Origin of the sequence: Rhodanobacter sp. MP1X3 (assembly GCF_014207165.1) — a bacterium.
GTDB lineage: Bacteria > Pseudomonadota > Gammaproteobacteria > Xanthomonadales > Rhodanobacteraceae > Rhodanobacter.
Genome location: NZ_JACHCO010000001.1, coordinates 327,027 through 351,060, shown reverse-complemented (window position 1 = coordinate 351,060; position 24,034 = coordinate 327,027). Strand labels below are relative to the sequence as shown.

General features: G+C 62.5%; 14 protein-coding genes. 7 read left to right on the top strand and 7 right to left on the bottom strand.

Annotated features, from left to right (window positions below):
- Window positions 1–45 precede the first annotated feature (45 nt).
- Window positions 46–2,061: a serine protease gene (locus HDE79_RS01355; RefSeq protein WP_255488204.1), complete on the bottom strand. Its 2,016-nt coding sequence runs from the start codon at window positions 2,059–2,061 to the stop codon at window positions 46–48.
- A gap of 216 nt (window positions 2,062–2,277) precedes the next feature.
- Between HDE79_RS01355 and HDE79_RS01350 the strand changes: the two genes are divergently transcribed.
- Entirely contained in the window at window positions 2,278–6,756 is a 4,479-nt protein-coding gene (locus tag HDE79_RS01350) for a DEAD/DEAH box helicase (protein WP_255488203.1), read from the top strand.
- A 27-nt stretch (window positions 6,757–6,783) separates the two neighbouring features.
- Here the strand turns inward: HDE79_RS01350 and HDE79_RS01345 are convergent, their stop codons facing one another.
- The 4 genes from HDE79_RS01345 to HDE79_RS01330 form a co-directional block, all read right to left on the bottom strand.
- Window positions 6,784–7,857, bottom strand: coding sequence for a heparan-alpha-glucosaminide N-acetyltransferase domain-containing protein (locus tag HDE79_RS01345; protein ID WP_184600128.1), 1,074 nt, complete (start codon window positions 7,855–7,857; stop codon window positions 6,784–6,786).
- Window positions 7,857–10,178 (bottom strand): family 20 glycosylhydrolase, encoded by a 2,322-nt coding sequence (locus tag HDE79_RS01340; RefSeq protein WP_184600127.1) that lies wholly within the window; start codon window positions 10,176–10,178, stop codon window positions 7,857–7,859. Before HDE79_RS01340 ends, HDE79_RS01345 begins: the two co-directional genes overlap by 1 nt.
- 204 nt (window positions 10,179–10,382) lie before the next feature.
- Entirely contained in the window at window positions 10,383–13,196 is a 2,814-nt protein-coding gene (locus tag HDE79_RS01335) for a TonB-dependent receptor (protein WP_184600126.1), read from the bottom strand.
- A 157-nt stretch (window positions 13,197–13,353) separates the two neighbouring features.
- Window positions 13,354–14,376: a glucokinase gene (locus tag HDE79_RS01330; protein ID WP_184601056.1), complete on the bottom strand. Its 1,023-nt coding sequence runs from the start codon at window positions 14,374–14,376 to the stop codon at window positions 13,354–13,356.
- A gap of 537 nt (window positions 14,377–14,913) precedes the next feature.
- Here HDE79_RS01330 and HDE79_RS01325 point away from each other — a divergent pair.
- Window positions 14,914–16,200 (top strand): sugar MFS transporter, encoded by a 1,287-nt coding sequence (locus HDE79_RS01325; protein ID WP_184600125.1) that lies wholly within the window; start codon window positions 14,914–14,916, stop codon window positions 16,198–16,200.
- A gap of 139 nt (window positions 16,201–16,339) precedes the next feature.
- Window positions 16,340–17,389 carry a LacI family DNA-binding transcriptional regulator gene (locus HDE79_RS01320; protein ID WP_184600124.1) on the top strand — a complete coding sequence of 350 codons (1,050 nt, stop codon included), beginning with the start codon at window positions 16,340–16,342 and terminating at the stop codon, window positions 17,387–17,389.
- A 21-nt stretch (window positions 17,390–17,410) separates the two neighbouring features.
- On the opposite strand, the gene HDE79_RS01315 is transcribed toward HDE79_RS01320, so the two are convergent.
- Window positions 17,411–19,015, bottom strand: coding sequence for a peptidase S10 (locus HDE79_RS01315; RefSeq protein WP_184600123.1), 1,605 nt, complete (start codon window positions 19,013–19,015; stop codon window positions 17,411–17,413).
- Window positions 19,016–19,251: 236 nt separating this feature from the next.
- Window positions 19,252–20,067 (bottom strand): helix-turn-helix transcriptional regulator, encoded by an 816-nt coding sequence (locus HDE79_RS01310; protein WP_184600122.1) that lies wholly within the window; start codon window positions 20,065–20,067, stop codon window positions 19,252–19,254.
- Window positions 20,068–20,285: 218 nt separating this feature from the next.
- Here HDE79_RS01310 and HDE79_RS01305 point away from each other — a divergent pair, with 218 nt between their 5' ends.
- The 4 genes from HDE79_RS01305 (at window position 20,286) to HDE79_RS01290 (ending at window position 23,957) form a co-directional block, all read left to right on the top strand.
- A complete protein-coding gene (locus HDE79_RS01305) occupies window positions 20,286–20,552 on the top strand; it encodes a hypothetical protein (protein WP_184600121.1) in 267 nt (88 codons plus the stop codon).
- A 108-nt stretch (window positions 20,553–20,660) separates the two neighbouring features.
- Entirely contained in the window at window positions 20,661–21,146 is a 486-nt protein-coding gene (locus HDE79_RS01300; RefSeq protein WP_184600120.1) for a MarR family transcriptional regulator, read from the top strand.
- A 24-nt stretch (window positions 21,147–21,170) separates the two neighbouring features.
- On the top strand, window positions 21,171–22,676 hold the full coding sequence (locus HDE79_RS01295; protein ID WP_184600119.1) for an efflux transporter outer membrane subunit: 1,506 nt from the start codon (window positions 21,171–21,173) through the stop codon (window positions 22,674–22,676).
- 9 nt (window positions 22,677–22,685) lie between these two features.
- A complete protein-coding gene (locus HDE79_RS01290; RefSeq protein ID WP_184600118.1) occupies window positions 22,686–23,957 on the top strand; it encodes an HlyD family efflux transporter periplasmic adaptor subunit in 1,272 nt (423 codons plus the stop codon).
- The last annotated feature ends 77 nt before the right edge of the window (window positions 23,958–24,034 follow it).

Sequence of the window (24,034 nt, the reverse complement as noted above, 5' to 3'; positions counted from 1 at the left end):
TGACCACGATGTCGTGGCCAGCACGCCAGCATTGTTGATCGAACGTCAGTGATCGTCGACGTGCAGGTTCTGCATCAGCAGGTCGAGCTTGGCCTTCATCGCCGGCTGCGGTTGGGTGCCGTCAACAGCGACACCGACGCTGTAAAGCACCGTTGGTGTGGAGCTACCCGACGCGCCCGCCGTGGTGACAATCTCCATCTGGCCGTTGTCGCTTTGCGCGACGCTGTCATAAGGATGGCGCTGGTGCACCAGCTTGTTCCACTCGCTCTTGAAGTCGTCGTCCATATCCGCAGAAGGTGCGACGTGTCGCTCGACGTTGACCTGATCCGGGTCGTTGGCATTGGCCAGCACCTGCACGTCGCCCACGTCCCAGACGACCTTGCCGTGATCCTCGAAAAAGCCGAAGCCGAGCCTCAGCATGCTGTCCTGCTCGACCTTCTGCAGGGTGGGCGCGAAGGAAAAACTCAGCCGCTTGCCGCGATAGCCGAAATGCTTGCCATAGTCGAGGTCGAGCGTGATGTCCTTGAGTGCCGCCGGCAGCAGCGCGGTGTTTTTCAAGTAATCCTTCCACTGCGCCAGTGTGCCGTCGTAGCTCACATCGATAAAATCGGTGAGCACGTTCATGTCGGCCAGGCTGTCGTATTCATGGCCTGGCGGTGCGAAGCGCAACATGGTCACGTAACCGTCCGGCACCGGCAGCGAAAAGGTCACCACGCGCACATTCACGTACGGCATCGTCCATATGCGCACCTGCCAGCGGCGCTGCCAGGTATCGACGTGGATGGTGTCGCTGGCGGGCTTGCCCAGCGAGGTGATCTTGATACTTTCCGAACCCACACGGCGCTGAAAGATGCCGACCTTGGCCAATTGCTCCATCAGCAGGGCCGGGTTGCCGTAAAGCTCGCTGGCCGACACGTTATCCGGCTTGCGCAGATGAAACAGGATGTTGTTCTTGGCCACGCCAGCGGTCACGTAACCATTGCTGGACAGCGGAATCTTCTGGCCGGATTTGCCCGACACATCCCAGTCGCCCGTGCTGCTGCGAACGATCAACCCGGGAAAGCTGCTCTGCCGTGCCACGCTGTGCAGCAACCGGTTGGAACCGTCGCCGTGCGGAAACAACTTGTCAGGTTCCTTGCCCAGCAGCAGCTTGATTTGCGCATCGGTATAGGCATTGACGCGCTTGGTATAGGCCGCGCTGAAGTCAGCGAAGCTCAGCGGCAAAGCAAACTGTTCCTTGAAGATGCTGTTCTGCGTGGTGTCGAAAATATCGAGCTGGTAGGGCACCCGCTGATCCATCACGGCCAGGTGATCGGGTGCCTTCAGGATCAGTCCGATCGGCAGCGCGTAATTCAGATTTTCGTTGGCCGACTTCATCAGCACGATGCCGATCAGCTTGCCATCCTTGTCCAGCAACGGGCCACCGCTGTTGCCGGGCGAGGCGGCGGCCGAAAAGCGCATCCATTTCCAGCGACCGTCCTGATCCTCCGGCGTGTCCGATGTATACAAGCCGTCGCGGATCACCACGCCGGTACCCAGCGCATTGCCCACCGCGTAGACGACCTCATTCAACGCCGGGCTGGTATTGACCTCCAGCGCCGCGGCGTTGGCCGGCTGCTCGGCCAGCGAGAACACCACGAAATCTTCCTGCAGCGAATACTTCTCGATCTTGTCGATAGCATAGACATGCCCGCTGGCATCGCGCAGCGCCGGCGGCGCCCACAGGCTACCGATGCCAATCTGCAGCACATGGCCCGCGGTGACATAGCGGTTATTGCCGATCGCGAACGCGGTGCCGATCGAAAAATACTTGTCGTTGCGTTCCTGAAACGGCAACAGCTCCAGCGGCAGCGGCTTTTCGTAAGTCAGCGGATCGTTCAGCGGCTTGGCCGCCACCACTTCAAACGTGGCCGCCTGAATCTTCGGCAAGATCGCCGGATCGAGGCTGGCGGCATGCGCAGTGGTTGCGCCACACAGCCCGATCAATAACACCAGTGCCAGCCGCTGCAGCATCGAAGCCGAGGCGCCAGCGTGGCACCAAATCACTCGCAAAACGTGCATGAATATCCCTTGCATGAAAGCCGTCGTTGAACTCCCCCGGAATCCTGACAGGCGACGGCCGCTCGCGGATATTGACATGCCTGCTCGGCGCTTGCACCGGCACTGATCGAGCGATGAACGGGCAGTCAGGCATGCCCGTTTGACCGGCCTTGCGGCATCCCCATATATGATCAGGTGAATACCCTATCGCCGCCGCACGGACCATCGCCGATGCGCTTGGATTCCAACTCCCTGGACGCTGCCGTACTGGAAACCTTCCATCCCGCCGTCGCGGGCTGGTTTCGCCAGGCCTTTTCAGCGCCCACGGCGGCGCAGGTACAGGCATGGCCATCAATTCGCGCGGGCAAGCACACGCTGGTGGCCGCACCGACCGGTTCAGGCAAGACGCTCACCGCGTTTCTGGCCGCGATCGATGCGCTGGTCTGCGAAGGTGTGGCCAGCGGTGGCGTGCTGCCCGACGCCACCCGCGTGCTCTACGTATCGCCGCTGAAGGCGTTGTCGAACGACATCCAGATCAATCTGGACGTACCGCTGCAGGGCATTCGCGAAGAACTCGAAAAACTCGGCCTGCCCGATGTGGCCATTCGCACTGCCGTGCGCACTGGCGACACGCCGCAGGCCGAGCGCGCATTGCTGCGCAAGCAGTCGCCGCACATCCTGGTGACCACGCCCGAATCGCTCTACGTGCTGCTGGGTTCCGCTTCCGGCCGGGCGATGCTGTCCGGCGTGCGCTCGGTCATCGTCGACGAGATTCACGCCATTGCCGGCAGCAAGCGCGGTTCGCATCTGGCGCTGTCGCTGGAACGATTGGAATCGCTGTGCCAGCGGCGCTTGCTGCGCATCGGCTTGTCCGCAACGCAGAAACCCATAGAGGAAGTCGCCAACTTCTTAGTTGGCGCTTGCACCCCCTCTCCCCTTTGGGGAGAGGGCCGGGGTGAGGGGCCGGGGTCGCGGGGAAACAACACCGAAGCGGCCACCGAGAGTGACAACCCCGCGAGCACCCGCCCCTCACCCTGCCCTCCCCCCGATGGGGAGAGGGAGAATCTCGCCTGCACCATCATCGACGTCGGCCATACCCGCCCGCGCGATCTGGCGATCACCGTGCCACCGGTGCCGCTCGAGGCGGTGATGTCCAACGATAGCTGGGAGCTGGTCTACAACCAGGTCGCAGGGCTGGTGCAGGCACATCGCACCACACTGGTGTTCGTCAACACGCGGCGGATGGCCGAGCGGGCGGCGCGGCATCTGTCCGAACGGCTCGGCAAGGAGAACGTGGCCGCGCATCACGGCAGCCTGTCGAAGGAGCTTCGGCTGGATGCCGAGCAGCGGCTCAAGCGCGGCGAGCTGTCGGTGCTGGTGGCTACCACATCACTGGAGCTGGGCATCGATATCGGCGACGTCGATCTGGTGTGCCAGCTCGGTTCGCCGCGTTCGATCGCCGCGTTTCTGCAGCGCGCTGGCCGCTCCGGCCACAGCATCAGCGGCACGCCGAAGGCTCGGCTGTTTCCCGCCACGCGCGACGATCTGATCGAATGTACGGCCCTGCTGGACTGCGTGCGGCGCGGTGAGCTCGATGCGCTCATCCTGCCGCCGCAGCCGCTCGACGTACTGGCGCAGCAAATCATCGCCGAGGTCGCCTGCCAGGAATGGAGCGAGGATGCGCTGTACGAGCTGGTGCGTCGTGCATGGCCGTATCGCGCACTGTCCCGCGGCGATTTCGATGCGGTGGTGAAGATGCTGGCCGAGGGTTTCACCACGCGCCAGGGGCCGCGCGCGGCTTACCTGCATCGCGATGCCGTACACGGCCAGCTGCGTGCACGGCGCAACGCGCGACTCACCGCGCTGATGTCCGGCGGCACCATTCCCGATACCGCCGATTACAAGGTCGTGCTGGAACCACAGACGATCATCGTCGGCACGGTGAACGAGGATTTTGCGGTCGAGAGCATGGCCGGCGACATCTTTCAGCTCGGCAACACCAGCTATCGCATCCAGCGGGTCGAGCGCGACCGTCTGCGCGTGGAGGATGCGCACGGTGCGCCACCGAGCATTCCGTTCTGGCTGGGTGAAGCGCCGGGGCGTAGCAAGGAACTATCGTTCGGCGTGTCGCGTTTGCGCGATGACATCGAAATGCAGCTCGATGCCGGCGGCATTCCCGCAGCGCTGATATGGCTGCGCGATGAGCTGCAACTGGATGCCGCCGCCGCGCAGCAGCTGGTCGACTATCTGGCCCGCGCCAAGGCCGCACTCGGCGTGCTGCCGACGCAGACCACGCTGGTGTTGGAACGCTTCTTCGACGAATCCGGTGGTACCCAGCTGGTGATCCATACGCCGTGGGGCAGCCGCATCAATCGTGCGTGGGGGCTGGCGCTGCGCAAGCGCTTCTGTCGCCAGTTCAATTTCGAGTTGCAAGCTGCAGCGACCGAGGATGCGATCGTGTTGTCGCTGTCGACCAGCCACAGTTTTCCACTGGAAGAGGTCGCGCACTACCTGCACTCCAACACCGCCGAGCACGTGCTGATCCAGGCCCTGCTCGATGCCCCGCTGTTCGGCGCGCGCTGGCGCTGGAACGCGGTCACCGCGCTGGCGCTGCCGCGGTTCGTCTCCGGCAAGAAGGTGCCCCCGCCATTGCAGCGGATGAAGAGCGAAGACCTGCTGGCCGCGGTGTTTCCCGATCAGGTGGCCTGCCTGGAAAACATCGTCGGCGAGCGCGAGGTGCCCAAGCACCCGCTGGTCGACCAGACCATGCACGACTGCCTGCGCGAAGCGATGGATACCGACGGCTGGCTGGAGGTGCTGCGTGCGATGGAAAGCGGCGCCATCCGCGTCGTGGCACGCGACCTCACCGGCCCCAGCCCGCTGGCCGCCGAAGTGCTCAACGCCGCACCGTATGCCTTCCTCGATGACGCGCCGCTGGAAGAACGTCGTACCCAGGCGGTGCAGTCACGCCAGTGGAACGGCGCCGACAGTGCGGACGATCTCGGTCGTCTCGACCCTGAGGCCATCGCCGCCGTGCGTGACGAAGCGTGGCCACAGGTGCGCGACGCGGATGAGATGCACGAGGCGTTGAATGTACTCGGCTTCGTTACCGCGTCAGAGGCCGAGGCTAACACCGGCTGGAATGAGCGACTGCAAACACTGGGCAGGTCGCATCGCGCAACACGACTCACGCTTGGCCAGGACAACGAGGTATGGACCTGCGCCGAGAAGCTGCCGCTCTGGCAGGCGGTGCATGCGTCGTCGCCGATGCAGCCGGCCATCCATGCACCGGCCGAGTACGCGAAGCAAACCTGGAATCGCGACGATGCGCTGCTGGAGCTGGTACGGCATCGCCTCGGCTGCCTGGGCCCGGTCACGGCAGCCGTTCTCGCCAGATCGCTGGCCGTCGACATGGGCGAGATAGACATCGTGCTGAGCCGGCTACAGTCCGAAGGCTATGTGATGCAGGGCCGCTTCACCGCCCAGTCCGGTGATACCGAGTGGTGTGAGCGACACCTGCTGGCGCGCATCCATCGCTATACGCTGGGTCGGCTGCGGCGCGAGATCGAGCCAGTGAGCCGGCGCGAGTTGATGCGCTTTCTGTTCGACTGGCAGCATGTATCGATCGCTACCCGACTCAGCGGGCCGGATGCGCTGCACGCCACGCTGAGCCAGCTGGAAGGCTTCGAGGCGGCCGCCGGGGCATGGGAATCGGAAATCCTGCCGGCGCGCGTCGGTGACTATTCGATCAGCTGGCTCGATGATCTGTGCCGCGCAGGCCGAATTGGCTGGAGCCGTCTGCGCAGCGGTAGTGGCGGCGGTGGCGGTCCGGTGCGAAGCACGCCGATCGTGCTTCTGCCACGGCGAAGCATGGCCGTCTGGACGTCCATAGCCTCAGGTTCCGACCAGCAGGATGTTCTGTTGTCGTCACGCGCCCAGGCCGTGGCTGACGCGCTGCAGGCGCAGGGCGCGCTGTTCTTCGATGAACTGATGAGCGCCACGCGACTGCTGCGCACTGAAATGGAAGATGCCCTGGGCGAGCTGGTCGCGGCCGGTCGCGTCAGCGCCGACAGCTTCGCCGGCATGCGGGCTCTGCTACTGCCTGCCGCCAAACGCGACGCCCATCGGCATCGGCGCATGCGCCGGCATGCGCTCAATGGCATCGAGGATGCGGGGCGTTGGTCGCTGGCGCGCGGCGCGAGTACGCCACCCTCCAGCGAGCGTGACCCCGAGGCCATCGAGCACATCGCGCGCACCCTGCTGCGCCGCTACGGCGTGGTGTTCTGGAAGTTGCTGGAGCGCGAGGCACCGTGGCTCCCACCGTGGCGGGAATTGCGGCGGGTGTATCAGCGGTTGGAGGCACGCGGCGAGATTCGCGGTGGTCGCTTCGTCGAAGGCCTGGTCGGCGAGCAGTTCGCGCTGCCCGAGGCGATCGCGCCGCTACGCGCCGTGCGCAAACGCGCGGATGCGAACGAGCTGGTCTGCCTCAGCGGTTGCGATCCACTGAATCTGGTCGGCACGGTGCTGGTCGGTGACAAGGTACCGGCACTGACGGGCTCGCGCGTGCTTTACCGCGACGGCATGGCCATCGCGGCACTGATCGCCGGCAAGATCACGCCGCTGATCGAGCTTTCTTCGGCCGATATCCAGCTCGCACAGCACGCACTGCTGCGGCATGCCATGCCGCTGAATGACAGTATGGCCGCGCAGCAATAATCACTGATTTACGCACTGCCTCACCCGTCAAAGCTTGAGATACCAGCGCCGCCGATCCAGCGCGTACACGATCAGCCACCAGACCATGACGAAAGCCAGCGCGTAAGCGAGCGACGCCATATAAGCGCCGACCAGCGGCGTGAGTGGCTTGGCAAACACGTGTTGATAGAGAGGCTCCTGCCAGCCAAGCTGATGCAGCACGATCTGCATCAGCTCGGAGCCGGCGTAGGCTGCGATGGCATTGATGCCGAAACGTCGGCCCAGCGCCGGCCAGCCATAGCGATCCACCAGCACATGAAAAGCCAGCAGAGCCAGCATCGACCAGCCCGCGCACCACAGTACGAACGAAGGCGTCCACAGATTCTTGTTGAGCGGCTGCCATAACGACCACAGCACGCCAACCACCAGCGCAACCAGGCCCGCTATCAGTAAGGTTTTCCTTTGCCCCTGGCGCAGCCAGCATCCCGCCCGCAGGCCCAGCAAGGCCGTGGCGAGTGACGGCAGCGTGCCGAGCAGACCTTCCGGATCGTGCCCACGACCCGTGGCCGGATCGATCAAGTAGACGAAGCGACCGAACACCGCGCTGTCCACCCGGCTGGTGATGTTGGTCCATGGTGCCAGCGAGCCGCCCCACCATAGCAGCGCTGCGTAGCCGATCAGCAACAGCGCAATCGTCGCCCACTGCACACGTGGTTTCGTATAAATCGCGAACAGCGCGACGCCCGCAAAGCACACGCCAATACGTTGCAATACGCCCGGAAAACGCAGATGGGCACCGGGCATCAACAGCCATGCCAGCAGGTTGATCGCCACACCAAGCGCGAGGATACGCAGTGCCCGCCACAGCGCGGCATGGATCAACGGTCGCGGCGCAGCACCTTGCTCCAATCGCGGCAGCATGGCTAGCGCCACCGAGACGCCGACCACGAACAGGAACACGGGAAAGATCAGGTCGGTCGGTGTGCAGCCGTTCCACACGGCGTGATCCAGCGGTGCGTAGACATGACCCCAATCACCCGGATCGTTGACCAGCAGCATCGCCGCCACGGTACAGCCGCGCAGTGCATCGACCGAGGCGAGCCGGTGTGGAGCAGTGCTCATCAGCGCGTATCGCCCGTTGCGTTGCCCGTCAGCAAAGTGACGCGGTCGAGCGCATAGAGATCACCCTCGATGGGTGCGGTGTAGATCAGGCATAGCGCATGCGAACCGTGCGACACGGGCAACGCCGCGTCGAGCGGGAACCGCCGGGCACTGCGCGATGGATCGGGCAACGGCAGCGTGACCAATACATCACCATCGCAGCGATCCTGATGCACCACCAGCTCGCCGAACGGCGTGCTGTGCGGACGCGACACCACCAGCTTCGCATCGTGCGCCAGCTGGTAATTGCGCGGCAGCCGCACGGCATCGACGTGGATGCGCGTGATGCCATCCATCGGTGTGGAGGGATAGAACTGGCAGCTGTCGAATACGTTGATGCTATAGACCGGTGCCAGTGAGACGGCGTCGGGCATCGGCTGCACGCGCAGACGGAAATCGCTGCCCGGGCAGTTCGGCATGGCGTTGCCGCTGACGCTGAGCAGGCTGGTCCGATCCAGCAGGCGCTGACGAGGCGATGCCAGCAACATGCCGCTGCTGCTGAAGGCCGCAGCACGCACGGTCAACGGTAGCTTCACCGCGAGCGGTGTGCTGTACAGCGGCGAGGCGACGGTCGGCACGCTGCCGTCCAGCGTGTAGTGCAATGTGTCATCGCCGGCCTGATTGGTCAGCGTGAGCTGCGCTGCGCCAGTGGTCAGTGCGATGGTCCGATCGACCGTGATGTCCGGCGCGAACGCGCTGTCCGCGTAGCCGATCTGCTGCTCACGATAGCGCGCGAACTGCGCAGGCAGGCGCGCGACAAAGCCATGCCAATCGCGTGCCGCCGCGGGCGACCAATCCACCTCGCTCAGCGCATCGAGTCGTGGAAACATTGCGTGCTCAACGTGCGCGATCGTCGGCATGTGCTCGGTCCACACATTGGCCTGCGCACCGAGTACATGCGTTGCCTGTGACACATTGAGCGCCTTTGGCACGGGCTCGAACGCATACACGCTGGCCAGACTTCTGACCGGAATGCGCCCTGCAATTTCGTCCGCCCGATCGCTCTGCAGTTGATCGAAATACAGGTCAGGTGACGGCGACAGCACCACATCGTGACCCTGCCGCGCCGCGTCGATCGCACCCTGGATGCCGCGCCATGACATCACCGCAGCATCGTCCGGCACCGCGCCTCCGAGTATCTCGTCCCAACCAATCAGCCGGCGGCCGTGCGCAGAGAGGTAACGGCCGAGTCGGCTGATGAACCAGCCCTGCAGCGCATCCTCGTCCTTCAGCCCCAGCGCATGCATCTTCGCCTGGACAGCCGGCGAGGCCTTCCATTGATCCTTGACCGCCTCGTCGCCACCGACGTGGATGTAATGCGAGGGGAACAGCGCCATCACTTCGTCGAGCACGTTGTCCATAAAAGTAAACGTCGCATCGTCGACGTTGTAGAGATACGGATGCACGCCCCAGTCCTCGGACACCGGCGGCCGCTTGCCGGTAACGCCAAGGAACGGATAGGAGGCGACCGCCGCCTGCGCATGGCCAGGCATGTCGATTTCCGGCACCACGGTGATGTAGCGCGCAGCGGCATAGGCGACGAGCTGGCGAATCTGCTCCTGGGTATAGAAGCCGCCATAGCGTAGCGGCTGGCCGTCGCGTCCGGCATCGACCGGCTTGCGCCAGGCGCCGGTGTGGGTGAGTTCGGGGTAACGCTTGATTTCGATGCGCCAGCCCTGGTCGTCGGTGAGGTGCCAGTGGAAGGTGTTGAGTTTGTGCTGGGCCATCTGGTCGAGCAGTGTTTCGATCTCGGCAATGCTCTGCATGTGGCGCGCCGAGTCCAGCATCAGCCCGCGCCAGACAAAGCGCGGCTGATCATTGATGTGCATGGCCACCACGTGTACCGGGCCGTGTTTGTCATCTGGCGTAAGCAGCTGTGCCAGCGTCATCGCACCATAGAACAGGCCAGCATCGTCGCGCGCGCTGATGCGAATACCCTGCGGCGTCACGTCAAGCACATAGCCTTCGCGATTCGCCATCGTGGCCTGCGGATCACGCTGCAGCACGATGGCTTTCGGAGATGCCGGGTGCTCTTCAACCCGCAGATGCAGGCCACGCGTCCGCGCAACGATGCCAGCCAGATAATCCGCTGTCTTGCGCGTCGATGCATCACGATCAACCACCACGATCGGCGTCTTTGCATCGACATCAAACGCACCATCGGCATAGCTGATCTGCGCCGGCAGCGGAATCAGTGGAGGAGAAACCGCTGGCGTCGCCGCATGAACCATAGCGGTCGCCGAGCAAAAGCTGAGACAGAAAACAAGACGTGCAAGATTCATGACGTGTCTCGGCGGCGGCGTTGTGGTAACGGCAGCTCCGATGAGCTACCGCCTTGCCTATCAATGTTCCCCACCAAAAAAAATGGACCTGGCAAGAGTGCCAGGTCCGTGGGGGAAGAAAGCCTCAAGAAGAGAACCTGATGGTGAAACGTTACGGGTGGATCAGTGCTTGTCTATCAGTGCTTTTCTATCAGAACTGGTCGATCAGAACTTGAAGTGCGCGCTCAGCATGTACTGGCGACCGGTGACATATTCCTCGGACAACTGGGTCTTGCTGCCCAGGTAAGCGCGGTACGTCGAGTTGAGCAGGTTGAGTGCGTTGAGGTTGACCGAGAAGTTCTTGTTGAACTCGTAGCCCGCGGTAGCGTCAAGTTCCTTGTAGCCGTCGACATAGGTCGCCGGCGCACCCGCCACGTAGCCACCGGCCAGATAGCTGGAACGCCAGCCGTAAGAGACGCTGGCGCTGTACGGCCCCTGCTCGAAGTACGGGCTGAGGTTGTAGGCGTTCTTGGAGTTGTACGGCAATGCGCCGCCGGTCGCGGTTGACGCATTGGAGTACGTGTAGTTCGCGCGGATGCCAAAGCCGGTATCGCTGAAGGCCTGCTGGTAGCTGATGGTGCCGCCCTTGACCTTGGCGCGACCGCCATCAACCGGCGCAGTCACGTTGTAGTCGCAAATACCTGCCGTGGTGCACTGGCCGGTGGCAATAAACGAAGCGGCACTGTTGACCGCATAACCCGGCAGGGTCCAGGAACCATTGATGCGTTCCTGCATCGTCGCCGCATTGACAATGTAATTGAGGATGCTCTTGTAGAAGCCCGATACGGCCAATACCGACGTATCGTTGAAGTACCACTCTGCCGACAGATCGGCATTGAGTGAGCGGTACGGCTTCAGGTTCGGGTTGCCGGCAGCGGCGGTGAGCACCGTGTCATTCGCCTGGAAGTACGGTGCCATCTGGTTATACGGCGCATAGGCCACCGTCTCCGACGCCGCACCACGCAGGATGATGTCCGGTGCCACGTTCCACGCGATGTTGAAAGCTGGCAGCCAATCGTTGCGCGTGCTGTTTTGGGTTATGTAACCGTAACCGGCAGGAAAGGTACAGTCGAACGAGTCGGCTGCCGCGCAGTTGCCGGGAATGTTGTAACCGCTGTCGGTGAACTTGGTATGCACGAAGCGCACGCCGAGGTTACCGTGCACGTCATCGTTGCCGAAGTTCAGCTGGGCATACGCCGCGCTGTTCTGCTGCTGCACGTTGAAGGTGTTGTCCCAGTATGAGTTGGCATCCTGCGCAGTACCAAAGCCCGGCGTGCCGAGAATGGTGTTGAAGATCGCGCTGGAGCCGGACGTCTGTACGTGGTGGATCGAGCTGTTGGTCAGACCCAGGCTGGACGAACCATCCAGGTCGCTAAGGCCGCCGTAGCCGATCTGGTCGAGAGTGAGCGTGGCTGCGCCGGTGTAGACGTTAAGCACCTGGCTTTCCCAGTGCGAGGTGTAGCGCGCGCCGACCAGCAATTCGTTGAAGAAGCCGTCAAAATCCTTGCTGAAGTCGAGCTGACCATAGGTGTCCTTGGACTTGTACAGCTCCTTGCCGAGGTTGCCGCCCCAGCCGTTGTCAGCCCAGTAGGCCGGGTTGTTGGCCGTTGTCGGATCGGTGAACTGTGGGCCCTTGGACAGGCTCCAGTCGAAGCCGCCGCCGTAGAAAATTTCCTTGACCGCCTGCTCCATCGGGTTACGCGACGTGCTCACGCCGACCTGTCCGTTCAAGCGCCAGCCATCACCCTTGTACTCGGCCTGCCAATCGATGCCCTTGGTGGTGATGGTCGAGATGCGCGCGTTGTTGTCGGTATAGGTATGCGCGGTGCTGACGCAATTGAGGTTGTTGAGGCAAGCGGTGCCGGCCTGGGTGCCGCTGGTAATGATGCCGTTCGGGCCTTCGGTCAGCGAGGTGATGCCGACGGGGTTGTTGGTCGCCCACGGATACATCGACTGGTTGACGTTGTCGAGGTTGTCCCTGACATACATCAAGCCAACGGTCGAGGAGAAGTTCTCGGTCGGCTTCCACTGCAGGTTGACGGTGACGCTGTCGAGCTTCTCGGTCTGCTGGAAGTTGGTGGCACTGACCTGGTTTGGAATTTGATCAGTGGCCTTGATGGCACCGCTGGCAATTTCGCTGGCAACTACCGGACTGCTTGCCGCGAGCGTTCCTACCTGCGTGTAACCGTAGTTTTCCAGGCCTTGGCGATCACCGAACTGCTCGTGGTGCTGAGCGGAAACGTCGACGCCAAAGGTATTGTCATCGCTTTTCCAGCTATAGAACACCGACGCGGACGGACGACCGTGGCCGACCATGTCGTTGTAGTTGTCGCCAAACGAACCGCTCAGCGTATTCGACGGCACATCCAGCGGCTTGACCGTGTGCATGATCACGGTGCCACCGATCGCGCCTTCCGGCAGACGCGCCTCGGGGCTCTTGTAGACCTCGAGCTTGCCGATCACGTCCGGTGCCAGCAGCGAGTAGTTGAAGCCGCGGTTCGGGCTGTCGCCGTAGAGCCAGATCGCCTGCGCCACCGGATGGCCATCGAGCAGGGTGAGGTTGAGGCTGGGATCGATACCGTCGATCGAGACGCGCTGGGTACCGGGGATGCTGCGATCGAGCGTGATGCCGGGCATCTGCGCCAAGGCCTCGGCCACGTTGCTGGCGGGAAACTTGCCGATGTCTTCGGCGGTGATCGCATCGACAATCGCATCAGCGTTGCGCTTGGTGTTGATCGATGCCTGCAGGCTGGCGCGGATGCCGGTGACGGTAACGCCGACCAGGTTAGTGACCTTCTTCGAGTTGGCGTCGCGTGTTTCCTGCGTGGCGGCTGGCGCTGGCGTGGTTGTAGTCGACTGGCTGGACGTATCCTGTGCCGGTGCGCTCGGTGTCGGCGCACCATCGGCGGCAAACGCCGCCGCAGACATACACAGGCTGGTAATGATGCTGGCGGCTAGCAGAGTCTTGCGATAATTCATGACGTCCTCCCCTCAGAGGTGATGCGGATCAAGGCCGGCGTGGTGCACGGCATTGGGCTGGTTTGCGTGTCCCTGGTTTACGTAAGTCCTGGTGTGCGTTTGCGGCTTGGCGCCGTGTTACCTGATCTCGTGTTACCCGATCGGGTGCACTCACTCTTCATGTCGCCTCCTCTTCATGCACCGTGTCCAGAAACCAGCCTGCGGCGCCAATGACACCAAGCTGGCCGTGCTCGATCAGTCGTACTGGAACCTGTTGCAGAAAGGCACGCATCACGCCCTTGTTGAAGTAGCGTTCGGCAAAGGTGCTGGTCTGCAGAAAAAACTGGATCTGCGGCAGGATGCCGCCAGCCAGATACACGCCACTGGCGCGATACAGCAGCACCAGGTCGCCAACGAAGCTGCCGAGCAGCCCGCAGAAAACATTGAGCGACTCCAATGCGGCGGCGTCCGTGCCAGCCAAGGCCGCGCCGGTGATCTGTGCTGGCGTGTGCAGGCTGGCTTCGCCGCCGCGCAATTCGCACAGCACGCGATAGAGCCTCTGCAGACCGGGACCGGACAGTACGTCTTCATACGCCACGTACGGACGGTCGCGGCGCAAGACGCGCAGGATTTCGATCTCGCGTTCGGTGCCCGGCGCCAGCGCCACCAGCCCCGCTTCGGTCGGCAGCACCCGCGCCCGCGGCTGGCCTGGCAATAACACCGCGGAACCGAGCCCCGTACCCGGTCCCATCACCAGCATCGGTCCGGTCGATATCGGCTGCGCGGTTTCGATGATCGGTCGCGTCTCGGATGCGTCGATGAATTGGGTGGCGTAGGCCACCGCCTCGAAATCGTTGATCACTTCCAGCTTGTCGATGCCCAAGCCTTCGCGAATCGGAGCGATCGGCACAGGCCAGGGCAGATTTTCGTTGATGATGACGTCGTCGAGCACATAGCCGGCGCAAGCCAGCGCACAGCGATCGATGTGTCTGGCTGCGGCAGCGTGCGGCGTGCCGGCCAGTTGCACCACAAAATCCTGCAGCATCGCGCCCAGGCTGGACCATTCGGCGCAGTTGTAGCGGTGGTAATGCAACACGTTGATCGGCGTTTTGCTGTCCGCGCTGCCGGCCACTAGAGCGATGCGCGCATGCGTGCCGCCCACATCGGCGGCGAGGAACGGTCGGTTCAACGCTTCGACGATTCGGCTTGACTCGCCAGACACCGGCGTACCCGGCAGCGTTGCTGCCTGCGGCTCCGATGCATGACGCTGATTGGCGACTTCCCCCACTCCGTTCTCCCGACAACGGTATGGCCTCGACCGGACAACGGTGGATCACCGCTGGCCTGTTGCGGGCCTGATTTGACGGAGTCTGGAATTAAAATGACAACGTTGTCAACTTTGCGATCAAATTTATTTTTTCGCGTTGCGCGGCACCGCAACATCCATCCATGAACTATTGGCGAGATGACATGAAGAATGCCTTCAAATGGCTAGATATCAGGTTAAAAGAAGATAAATTTCGCCTGTATTGCTAGCTGTCGCAGTGCCGCATAAGCTGGATCAGACGGCTTCGCAACCATCAAGTCGTCAAACGAGCATGGCGCTTTTGTGCGACGCGAATTGACAACGATGCACTTTACGGCCAATAAAGAGACATTCGTGATGCCACCGCCAGTCGGCCGATGACGTCGCGAATGACCAGATCAATCAGATCGAAGCACCCGGGGAGAATCATCGATGGCAGCGACACTGACGGCGGCGCCAGCCGCACGCACGAATTTCGGACCGATGATGATTATCGGCATGCTGTTTTTCATCTTCGGTTTTGTCACCTGGCTCAACGGGCCGCTGATCACCTTCGTCAAACTCGCGTTTCAGACAAACGACTTCAATGCGTTTTTGGTGCCATCAGCGTTTTATCTGTCGTACTTTTTTCTGTCGCTGCCTGCCTCATTGGTGCTGCGCCGTACCGGCATGAAAAAAGGCATGGCGCTGGGGCTGTTCGTGATGGCTATCGGTGCGCTTTTGTTCGGCCAGTTCGTCAGCATGCGTGTGTTCGCCGGCGCACTGACTGGACTGTTTGTCATCGGTGCCGGGCTGTCGCTGCTGCAAACCGCATCGAATCCGTACATCAGTATTCTCGGTCCGATCGACAGCGCGGCGCAGCGCATCGCGTTCATGGGCATCTGCAACAAAGTGGCCGGCATCCTGGCGCCGATACTGATCGGCACCTTGGTGCTGCACGGCATTGGCGATCTCGATCAGAAGGTGAAGGCAGCTGATCCCGTCACGCGCGAACTGCTGCTCAACGAATTCGCCTCGCGAGTCCATGTGCCGTACATGGTGATCGCCGGCGTGCTGGTGCTGCTGGCGATCTGGATTGCGCGTTCCTCGCTGCCGGATATCGAGTCGGCCTCGGCCAACAGCACACCGGCACGTGCCGGCGATGCAACCGCATCGCGTGGCATCACGCATTTTCCGCATCTGTGGCTGGGTGTGCTGTGCCTGTTCGTGTATGTCGGCGTCGAAGTGATGGCCGGTGACGCGATCGGCACCTATGGCGCCGGCTTTAATCTGCCGCTGGATCAAACCAAGTTCTTCACCGCATTTACGCTGGGCGCGATGTTGCTGGGCTACGTCGCCGGCCTGCTGCTGATTCCGAAAATCGTTTCGCAGCAGCGCTATCTGGCGATCTCGGCGGTGCTTGGCGTGCTGTTTTCGATCGGTGCATTTCTCACCCACGGCTATCTGTCGGTTGGCTTTGTCGCATCGCTGGGTTTTGCCAACGCGATGATGTGGCCGGCGATCTTTCCGCTGGCGATCAAGGGACTGGGCGCGCTCACCGAACGTGGCTCGGCCTTGCTGATCATGGCGATTGCCGGTGGTGCAGTGATACCGCAGCTGTTCGTGCACCTGAAGGAGCATGTCGATTTCCAGCTCGCGTTTCTGCTGTTGATGGTGCCCTGCTATCTGTACATTCTGTTTTACGGACTCGCCGGTCATCGCGTTGGCCAGCAGCAGTAACCGGAATCCGGTCCGGCGGCTTCATTCGAGGTCGCCCCGGTCATGGCCATACGCTAGGATGCACGCAACACCGCACGCCACGTGCGGTGTTGTCGGCGCGATGGCGCTGCCATCACAGTCGACAGATGAGGTTTAGCGGTTGCGCAGTTCCACTATCAAGGATGTCGCAGAAAAGGCAGGCGTCTCGCTGAAGACGGTGTCGCGCGTTATCAACAATGAGCCGTCGGTGCATGCGCGAACGCGTGCCAAGGTGCAGCGCGAGATCGACGCGCTTGGCTATCAGCCCGATCCATCCGCGCGCAGTTTGCGCAGTACGCGTGCGTACGCGCTGGGCCTGGTTTACGACAACCCGAACGCACACTACATCATCAACATGCAGCTCGGCGTGCTGTCGGCGTGCCGCAGCGGCGGCTTCGGCCTGCAGATTCATCCCTGCGACTCGTCCTCACCGAAGCTGGCCGACGAACTGTGCGAGCTGGCACGTCGCTCGCGGCTAGCCGGCCTCGTATTGGCACCGCCGATGTCGGAACAACCGGAGTTGATCCGCACGCTGACGGAAGCCAAGATCCCTTTCATGCGGATCATTTCGGCGCGGCAGGATCCGCAGGACGGCTATCCCTGCGTCTACGTTGACGACCGCGATGCGGCCTATGCGATCACCGAACATCTGATCCAGCTCGGCCATCAACGCATCGGTTTTCTGTGGGGCGGGCGGGAGCACCGCTCGAGCCCCGAGCGCTACCAGGGTTACGAGGATGCGCTGAGGGATTACGGTATCGCGCTGGATCGCAAGCTGATCCTGCCTGGCGATTTTACTTTCGACGATGGATTCCGTGGCGCGCGTAAATTGCTGGCGCTGAAGGATCGCCCGACCGCGATCTTCGGCTCCAACGACGAGATCGCTGCCGGCGTGCTGGCAGCGGCGCATTCGGACGGCATCAACGTGCCGTACGAATTGTCGATCGCCGGATTCGAGGACAGTCCGTTTTCCAAGCAGTCGTGGCCGGCGCTGACCACCGCACGCCAGGCCACCGAAGAAATCGCCCGTCACGCGGCGAAACGGTTGATCGACGACCTGCAGCGTGAAGCCAATGGCGAAGTGCTGAGCACAGTCAACGAAGGTTTCCGTCCCGAACTGGTGGTGCGCGGCTCAACCGCACCGCGCCATACCGTGCCGCCGAAACGCTGAGCGCCCGGCGGCGAAGCTCAATCAGCGTTTGACGTTGTCGGTCTGCTCGATGAAGCGGGCGACGTTGTCGTGCAGCTCTTTCAGCGAGGCCTCGTGTGCGTAAACCATGTGCCCGGACGGATACCACGAATAGCTGATATTGCTCTCGAGGCTGGTCGGTATCGGCATGTGATGCATCTCATAGTCGGCCGCAAAAAACGGTGTGGCCAGATCGTAATAGCCACCGTTCAAGTAGACCTTGAGATTGGGATTGGTCTTCATCGCCGTCGCCAGATCCGGCATCACGTTGGTCGACGACTGCAGTGCCTCGCCATCCACGCCTGGCGCCTTGTGCGAGAAATCCCAATGATCGACGTCCGCAAACTCGTGGTACTGCTGGCCATCGCCAAACTTCAGGTCACGGCGCACATAGTCGTTGAACGCGGCGATATAGGCTGAGCTGATCGCCGAGGACTGCGGATCGTATTCGGAATCCTTGGCCATCGGATCGAGTGACGGGCCGGAGAAACGGCTGTCCAGCCGGCCGGTGGTGATGTCGTCGCCGGCCTGCAGTTCATGTTCGAACATGCCGCCGCTCACCCGCAGATTCGCCTTCAGCAGGTAGTCGACCGGCAGGCCGGTGTACTGGTGCAGTTTCTCCGCCACCGCCTGTTTCTGCGCGTCGCCCAGTCGCGAACCGGCCATCAATGCCTGTGTGTAGTCGCCCAGCGCGTACTGCTTCACTTCTTCGAGGAACGGTTCCAGCGCCGCCGGCTGCTGCGGCAATTTGTGGTGATAGAACGCGGTGGCGGCGAACGTGGGCAATGCCAGTTCGTACGGCAGATCGATGCCTGGGTTGAACTGCGGGCCATCGATGCTGGTGTCGAAATTCAAAATCTGCGACAGCAGAATCACGCCGTTGAGATCGACGCTGTTCTCGTTCTCCAGAATATTCGCCAGCACGGCCGAGCGCGTGGTGCCATAGCTTTCGCCGAACAGATATTTTGGCGAATTCCAGCGGCCGTACTTCGACAGAAACTGCGTAATGAACTGCGCGAACGCGTGGCCATCGCCGTCTACGCTGTAGATCGCCTTCTTGCGATCCTTCATCTGCTCGTCGCGCTTGGACTTGTCGTCGTCGGCGGCAATCAGGCGGCTGAAGCCGGCCCCTGGCGCGTCGATGAACACCACATCGGAGGCATCGAGCAGGCTGTAGTTATTGTTGACCAGGCCATAGGGCGCAGCTGCTGTATGGCTATCGTCAGCAGTCACCACGCGCTTGGGACCGAACGCCCCCATGTGCAGCCACACCGTGGCCGAACCCGGGCCGCCGTTATAGATGAAGGTGACCGGCCGCTTGCCCGGCTCCACGCCTTTCTTCATGTAGGCGACGTAGAACATGCTGACCTGCGGCTCGTTCTCCTTGTCGCCGCTGCCATGCAGCACCAGCGTGCCGGCGACCGCCTTGTAGCTGATGCTGTGACCTTCGACCGACACCGAGCCATCGGTGGTCGAGGACTGTGGCTCCAGCAGCGCAGCGTCCGGTTTTGCATCGGGCTTGTGCTGGTCATCCTTCTTGTCGGCGGCTACCGCGACGGCACTGATCAGCAGGGCGGCCAGCGCCGTCGCGAGGGGAAGTTTGCGCATGGAAAAAGTATCCTGGTGACGAAGGCGCCACACGCGCCGGGAAGTTTTCAGCATAGGCATGGCCGCCGTACGCTTTCATCTCCCAGAAGTCACTGTCGCGCGATCAGCTCCAGGCGATCATGCCGATCGCCGCCAGCGCCATCAGCACACCGCCGATGTTGGTGCTGGCGAAAATCAGTGCCGGATGCTGCGGTAACGCTCGATGCGCGCGCAGAACGTACCACGCATGCGTTTGATCAGGCCGGCATGGGCCGGCGCGCGAAATAACGGGCCGGCGGCTGACCGAAGTTACGCCGAAACATCGCCACGAACGCGCTGACACTGACATAGCCCAGCGCGTCGGCGACCGCAGCCACGGGCGTACCTTCGGCCAGTTGCTCGAGTCCGCGACTGAGCCGCGCCTGCTGACGCCATTGGGCGAAACTCAGCGCGGTTTCGGCGCGGAACAACCGGCTCAGGCTGCGCGCGGACAGACCGGCCCAGGCCGCCCAGTCGTCCAGGCCGCGGTTGTCATGCGGCTGTTCGAGTATGGCCTGCGCGATGCGTATCAATCGGCGATCGAGCGGCATCGGCAGATAGAGCGATTCGTGCGGCGCGCGGCGCATCTCGTCCAGCAGCACCGTCATCACGCGCTCCTGCTCATCGTTCAGCTGTTCATGCCATGCCCATGAACTGGCTCGACGGATCAGCGCACGGGTCAGCTCGCTGACGCCGATGACGCAGGGGTGATGGGGCAGGCCGTGGTCGATCGTCGGGCTGATGAATACGCCCCAGCCGCTCATCGCACCACTGATCGTGACCGTGTGCTGCTCGCCCGGCGGCATCCAGCCGGCGCGATGCGGCGGCAGCAGCCAGGAACCATGCCGGGTATGCACCTGGACCAGACCGCTCTCGATGCAAAAGAACTGCCCGCGTAAATGCTGATGCCAGTCGTAGGTGCGCGTGCCTTCGCCATATTCGCTGGCAGCCTCGTCGTTGAACCAGTAAGCGATCAGGGCGGGACCATCGATGCGCTCGATGAGCTCGTGGGCCTGCTGCTTGGACATCGTCATGGCCGGTTCTCGATATAAGTTGACCAAATAACGTTATCAGATTGTTGCTGACTTGCCTAAGCTATCGGCTATCCAGTCATCGCGTGACTGGAATCCCGCCGCTGCCGCCGCTCGCGGTTTTTCGGCCGAATGAGGGCGCACCGAAGAGGGCGCCAAGCTCATGCGCCTCTGACATCACTCCCTGTTGCAGTGCCCCGCCGCGTATTCAGGAGGCTCCCATGCCACCCATCAAATTGCACACCGTGAAATGCGAACCGACAGCATCGCCGTTGGAAACCTTTGTCGCCTGTGCGCACCAGATGCTCGATCCCGCGACCCCCGAGCACGTGCGTCGCGCCATGGAGCCGCGGCTGCTGGCACAGCTGCCGACCCTGCGGGCGCTGGGCGTGTTCGAACTGTTTGAGTTGCGCGATCCGGCCTTGCGTGCCTGGCTGGCTGACGAGCTGGCCGTTGGCCGCCTTTGGAATGGCCTGGAGCAGGTTTGAATGACGCGGGTTTGAATGGAGCAGGTTTGAGCCGACTTTTGCTGGAGCAAAGATAAAGATAAATATATTTGCCTTGACAAATATATAGCTTGCAATAGAATGCATGGCATGAATCAGCATCCGCCCGCCTCACCCGCCGAGAAACCTCTCAGCACGAAAGCTCCTGCAAACAGCCTGGGCTCACTGCTGGCGATGGTTCGCTCCGAACTGGTACGTGCCATCGAGGCGGAATTCGCCAGCCAGAATGTGGATTTGAGTTTTACGCAGTATTTGATCCTCAAGAAGTCACAGGAACTCGGCACCGTGTCGGCAACCGAACTGGCCCGTGCGGTGGAGATCGATGGCGGGGCCATGACACGTCAGCTCGACCATCTTGAGCGCAAGGGCTACCTGCGTCGCACGCCGCATGCGCAGGATCGGCGCGCCCTTCGCATCGAACTGACGGAGGCCGGACATACCATATGGCGCGACCCCGCTTTCGCCTGCAGCAATCGCGCCATGGCGGCAGCGCAGCGTACGTTGAGCGCCAGCGAGCAAGCGCAATTGCACGACTACCTGGAGCGTGTGCTGCACACGCTTCGCGACAAGAACTGACCTTTACTCTCTGGACTTTGACTCATGCGCCTGCATCTTCTCGCAGCAGCGACTGTATTAACCCTCGCACTGGCCGGTTGCGCCAGCAGCGGCGGCCTGCATTCGGACGGCACGCTGACGGATCCGAACTCGCTCAAAACCGAGCAGAGCCTGGCCCGACTCAACGTCTCCCCGGCCGCGTGGCCGAACGAGGATTGGTGGACCGGGCTGGGTGATCCCCAGCTCAGCGCACTGATTGCCGAAGCGCTGCAGAGCAACCCCGACCTGGCCGTGGCCGACGCGCGGGCACGCGAGGCGCAGGCACAGGCCGGTATCGCCAACGCCGCGCGGCTGCCAAAGGTCAATGCCAGCGGTAGCGTCGGCGATGCACGGCTGCCGGTCACCGCGCAGCCACTGGGTGACGGACACACCGCACCGTACAAATATGCCGATGTCAGCTTCAGCTGGAGCCTTGACCTGTGGGGCGGCAAGCGTGCCGCGTGGGAAGCCGCGCTCGGTCAGGCGCGTGCGTACGAGATCGAACGCCGCGCCGCCCGCATCGAGGTGTCGGCCAATGTCGCTCGCGCCTATGTGCAGCTTGGCTACGCGTATGCCGGGCAGGACGTGGCCAAGGCCGAACTGAGCCGCGCCGACAGCGCACGCACGCTGACGCGTCAGCGCGTGGCCGCCGGCATCGACAATCAGATCCAGCTCAGGCAGAGCGACTCCGAAGTCGCCAGCGCGAACGAACAGCTCGCCGTCGCCAATCATTCGATCGAAACAGCGCAGTCAATGCTGTCGGTGTTGCTCGGCAAGGGTCCGGATCGTGGCTTGGCGGTTACCCGGCCGCAAACGCTGAATCCTGCTGCCGTGGCGGTGCCGGACAACCTGCCGGTCGATCTGATCGGCCATCGCGCCGACCTGGTTGCCGCGCGCTGGCGCGTCGAAGCCGCCAGCAAAAACATCAAGGTGGCCAAGACACAGTTTCTGCCCAATGTCAGCATCGGCGCCTATGCCGGGCTGGTGGTGCTGGGCGGCGGCAACCTGTTTGAAGCACCAGCGCGCTTCTTCAGCGTGGCGCCGTCAATCAGCCTGCCCATCTTCGACGGCGGCCGGCTGCGCGCCAATCTTGCCGGCAAGGACGCGCAGTACGACGAAGCCGTGGCGCAATACAACAAGATTCTGGTCGGTGCGGTCAACGATGTTGCGAACGACCTCTCGGGCCTGCGATCACTACAAGCGCAGATCACCGCCCAGCAGCAAGCTGTGGATGCCGCCGACGGTGCATGGCAGCTGGCACAGCAACGCTACAAGGCCGGCATCGGCAGCTATCTGGAAGCACTCAGTGTGCGCCAGCAGCTGCTGTCTGCCCAGCAGGCGATGGCCGGTTTGCAGGCGCAGCAAGTCGATCTTTCGGTGCAGTTGATCCAGGCGCTGGGCGGCGGTTTCCGTCCGGAAAGCCTGCCAGGTCACGACGATGCCAAATCCCAGGCTGCCGCCACTCCATCCGCATTCGTTTCTTCCCCTTCCCTTACATCTTCACGTTCCTGAGGCAGCACCATGTCCAGCCAACCATCCGATCAGAACACATCTGATCCAAGCCGGCCTGATTCAAACGCGTCTGGTCAGGGCAAACCCGATCAATCCACGCTCGCCGGCAAGCCGGCCGGTGCACAGACCACCGAGCCACCGAAGAAGAATTCGCGTGGCCTGTTGCTGCGCATTCTCGTCATCGTGGTGGTGCTCGGCATCATCGGCTGGGCGCTCTGGTATTTCCTCGATGGCCGCTGGCACGAAGGTACCGACGACGCCTACGTCAACGGTAACGTGGTGCAGATCACGCCGCAGGTCGCTGGCACGGTAGTCAGCATCGGCGCCGATGACGGTGACCGCGTCCACGCAGGCCAGGTGCTCGTGCAACTCGATCCGAGCGACGCCGACGTGATGGTCGCCGAAGCCCGTGCCGACCTTGCGAACACGGTGCGCAAGGTGCGCGGCCTGTACAGCAACGTCGATGGTGCCAAGGCCGATGTAGCGCAGCGCATGGTCGCCTTGCAGAAAGCCCAGGCCGACTACAACCGCCGTCGCGAGCTGGCCAAATCCGGCGCCATCTCGGCCGAGGAGTTGTCGCATGCACGCGATGCGCTGGACACCGCGCAAAGTGGCCTGACCTCCTCCCAGCAGCAGTACAAGACCAGCAACGTGCTGATCGACGATACCGTGGTCGCCTCGCACCCCGATGTGCAGGCCGCCGCCGCCCGGCTGCGTTCGGCCTATCTCGACGATGTGCGCGCCACGCTGGTCGCTCCGGTGGACGGCTATGTAGCCAAACGCTCGGTGCAGGTCGGCCAGCGCGTTGCGCCGGGCACGGCGTTGATGGCGGTGGTGCCGCTGCATGGTGTGTGGATCGATGCCAACTTCAAGGAGACCCAGCTGACCAAGATGCGTATCGGTCAGCCCGTGGAAGTCAAATCCGACGTCTACGGCGGCGCGGTGACCTACAAGGGCAAGGTCGAAAGCCTCGGCGTCGGCACCGGCAGCGCGTTCTCGCTGCTGCCCGCGCAGAACGCCACCGGCAACTGGATCAAGATCGTGCAGCGCATTCCGGTTCGTGTGTTCTTCGACGATCCGCAGCAGCTGGAGCAGCATCCGCTGCGCCTGGGCATGTCGGTGACCGTGGACGTGACTCTGCACGATCAAAGCGGCCCGACGTTGTCACAGCACGCGCCGACCGAACCGGTGTTCAGCACCGACGTCTACAAGCAACAGCTGGCCAAGGCCGACCTGGAAATCACCAAGGTCATTCACGACAACATGGGCAGCAGCAAATGATGGCGCAGATCAACGCTTAAACAGATCACCGCTTAAACCGGAAACGGTTTGCGCGATCACACGGTGACTCGCGCAAA

What these genes read in the sequence shown, in the direction of transcription:
- HDE79_RS01355 (WP_255488204.1), bottom strand. Translation starts at nt 2,061, where the DNA reads ATGCACGTTTTGCGAGTGATTTGGTGCCACGCTGGCGCCTCGGCTTCG.
- HDE79_RS01345 (WP_184600128.1), bottom strand. Translation starts at nt 7,857, where the DNA reads ATGAGCACTGCTCCACACCGGCTCGCCTCGGTCGATGCACTGCGCGGC.
- HDE79_RS01340 (WP_184600127.1), bottom strand. Translation starts at nt 10,178, where the DNA reads ATGAATCTTGCACGTCTTGTTTTCTGTCTCAGCTTTTGCTCGGCGACC.
- HDE79_RS01335 (WP_184600126.1), bottom strand. Translation starts at nt 13,196, where the DNA reads ATGAATTATCGCAAGACTCTGCTAGCCGCCAGCATCATTACCAGCCTG.
- HDE79_RS01325 (WP_184600125.1), top strand. Translation starts at nt 14,914, where the DNA reads ATGGCAGCGACACTGACGGCGGCGCCAGCCGCACGCACGAATTTCGGA.
- HDE79_RS01315 (WP_184600123.1), bottom strand. Translation starts at nt 19,015, where the DNA reads ATGCGCAAACTTCCCCTCGCGACGGCGCTGGCCGCCCTGCTGATCAGT.
- HDE79_RS01310 (WP_184600122.1), bottom strand. Translation starts at nt 20,067, where the DNA reads ATGACGATGTCCAAGCAGCAGGCCCACGAGCTCATCGAGCGCATCGAT.
- HDE79_RS01305 (WP_184600121.1), top strand. Translation starts at nt 20,286, where the DNA reads ATGCCACCCATCAAATTGCACACCGTGAAATGCGAACCGACAGCATCG.
- HDE79_RS01300 (WP_184600120.1), top strand. Translation starts at nt 20,661, where the DNA reads ATGAATCAGCATCCGCCCGCCTCACCCGCCGAGAAACCTCTCAGCACG.
- HDE79_RS01295 (WP_184600119.1), top strand. Translation starts at nt 21,171, where the DNA reads ATGCGCCTGCATCTTCTCGCAGCAGCGACTGTATTAACCCTCGCACTG.
- HDE79_RS01290 (WP_184600118.1), top strand. Translation starts at nt 22,686, where the DNA reads ATGTCCAGCCAACCATCCGATCAGAACACATCTGATCCAAGCCGGCCT.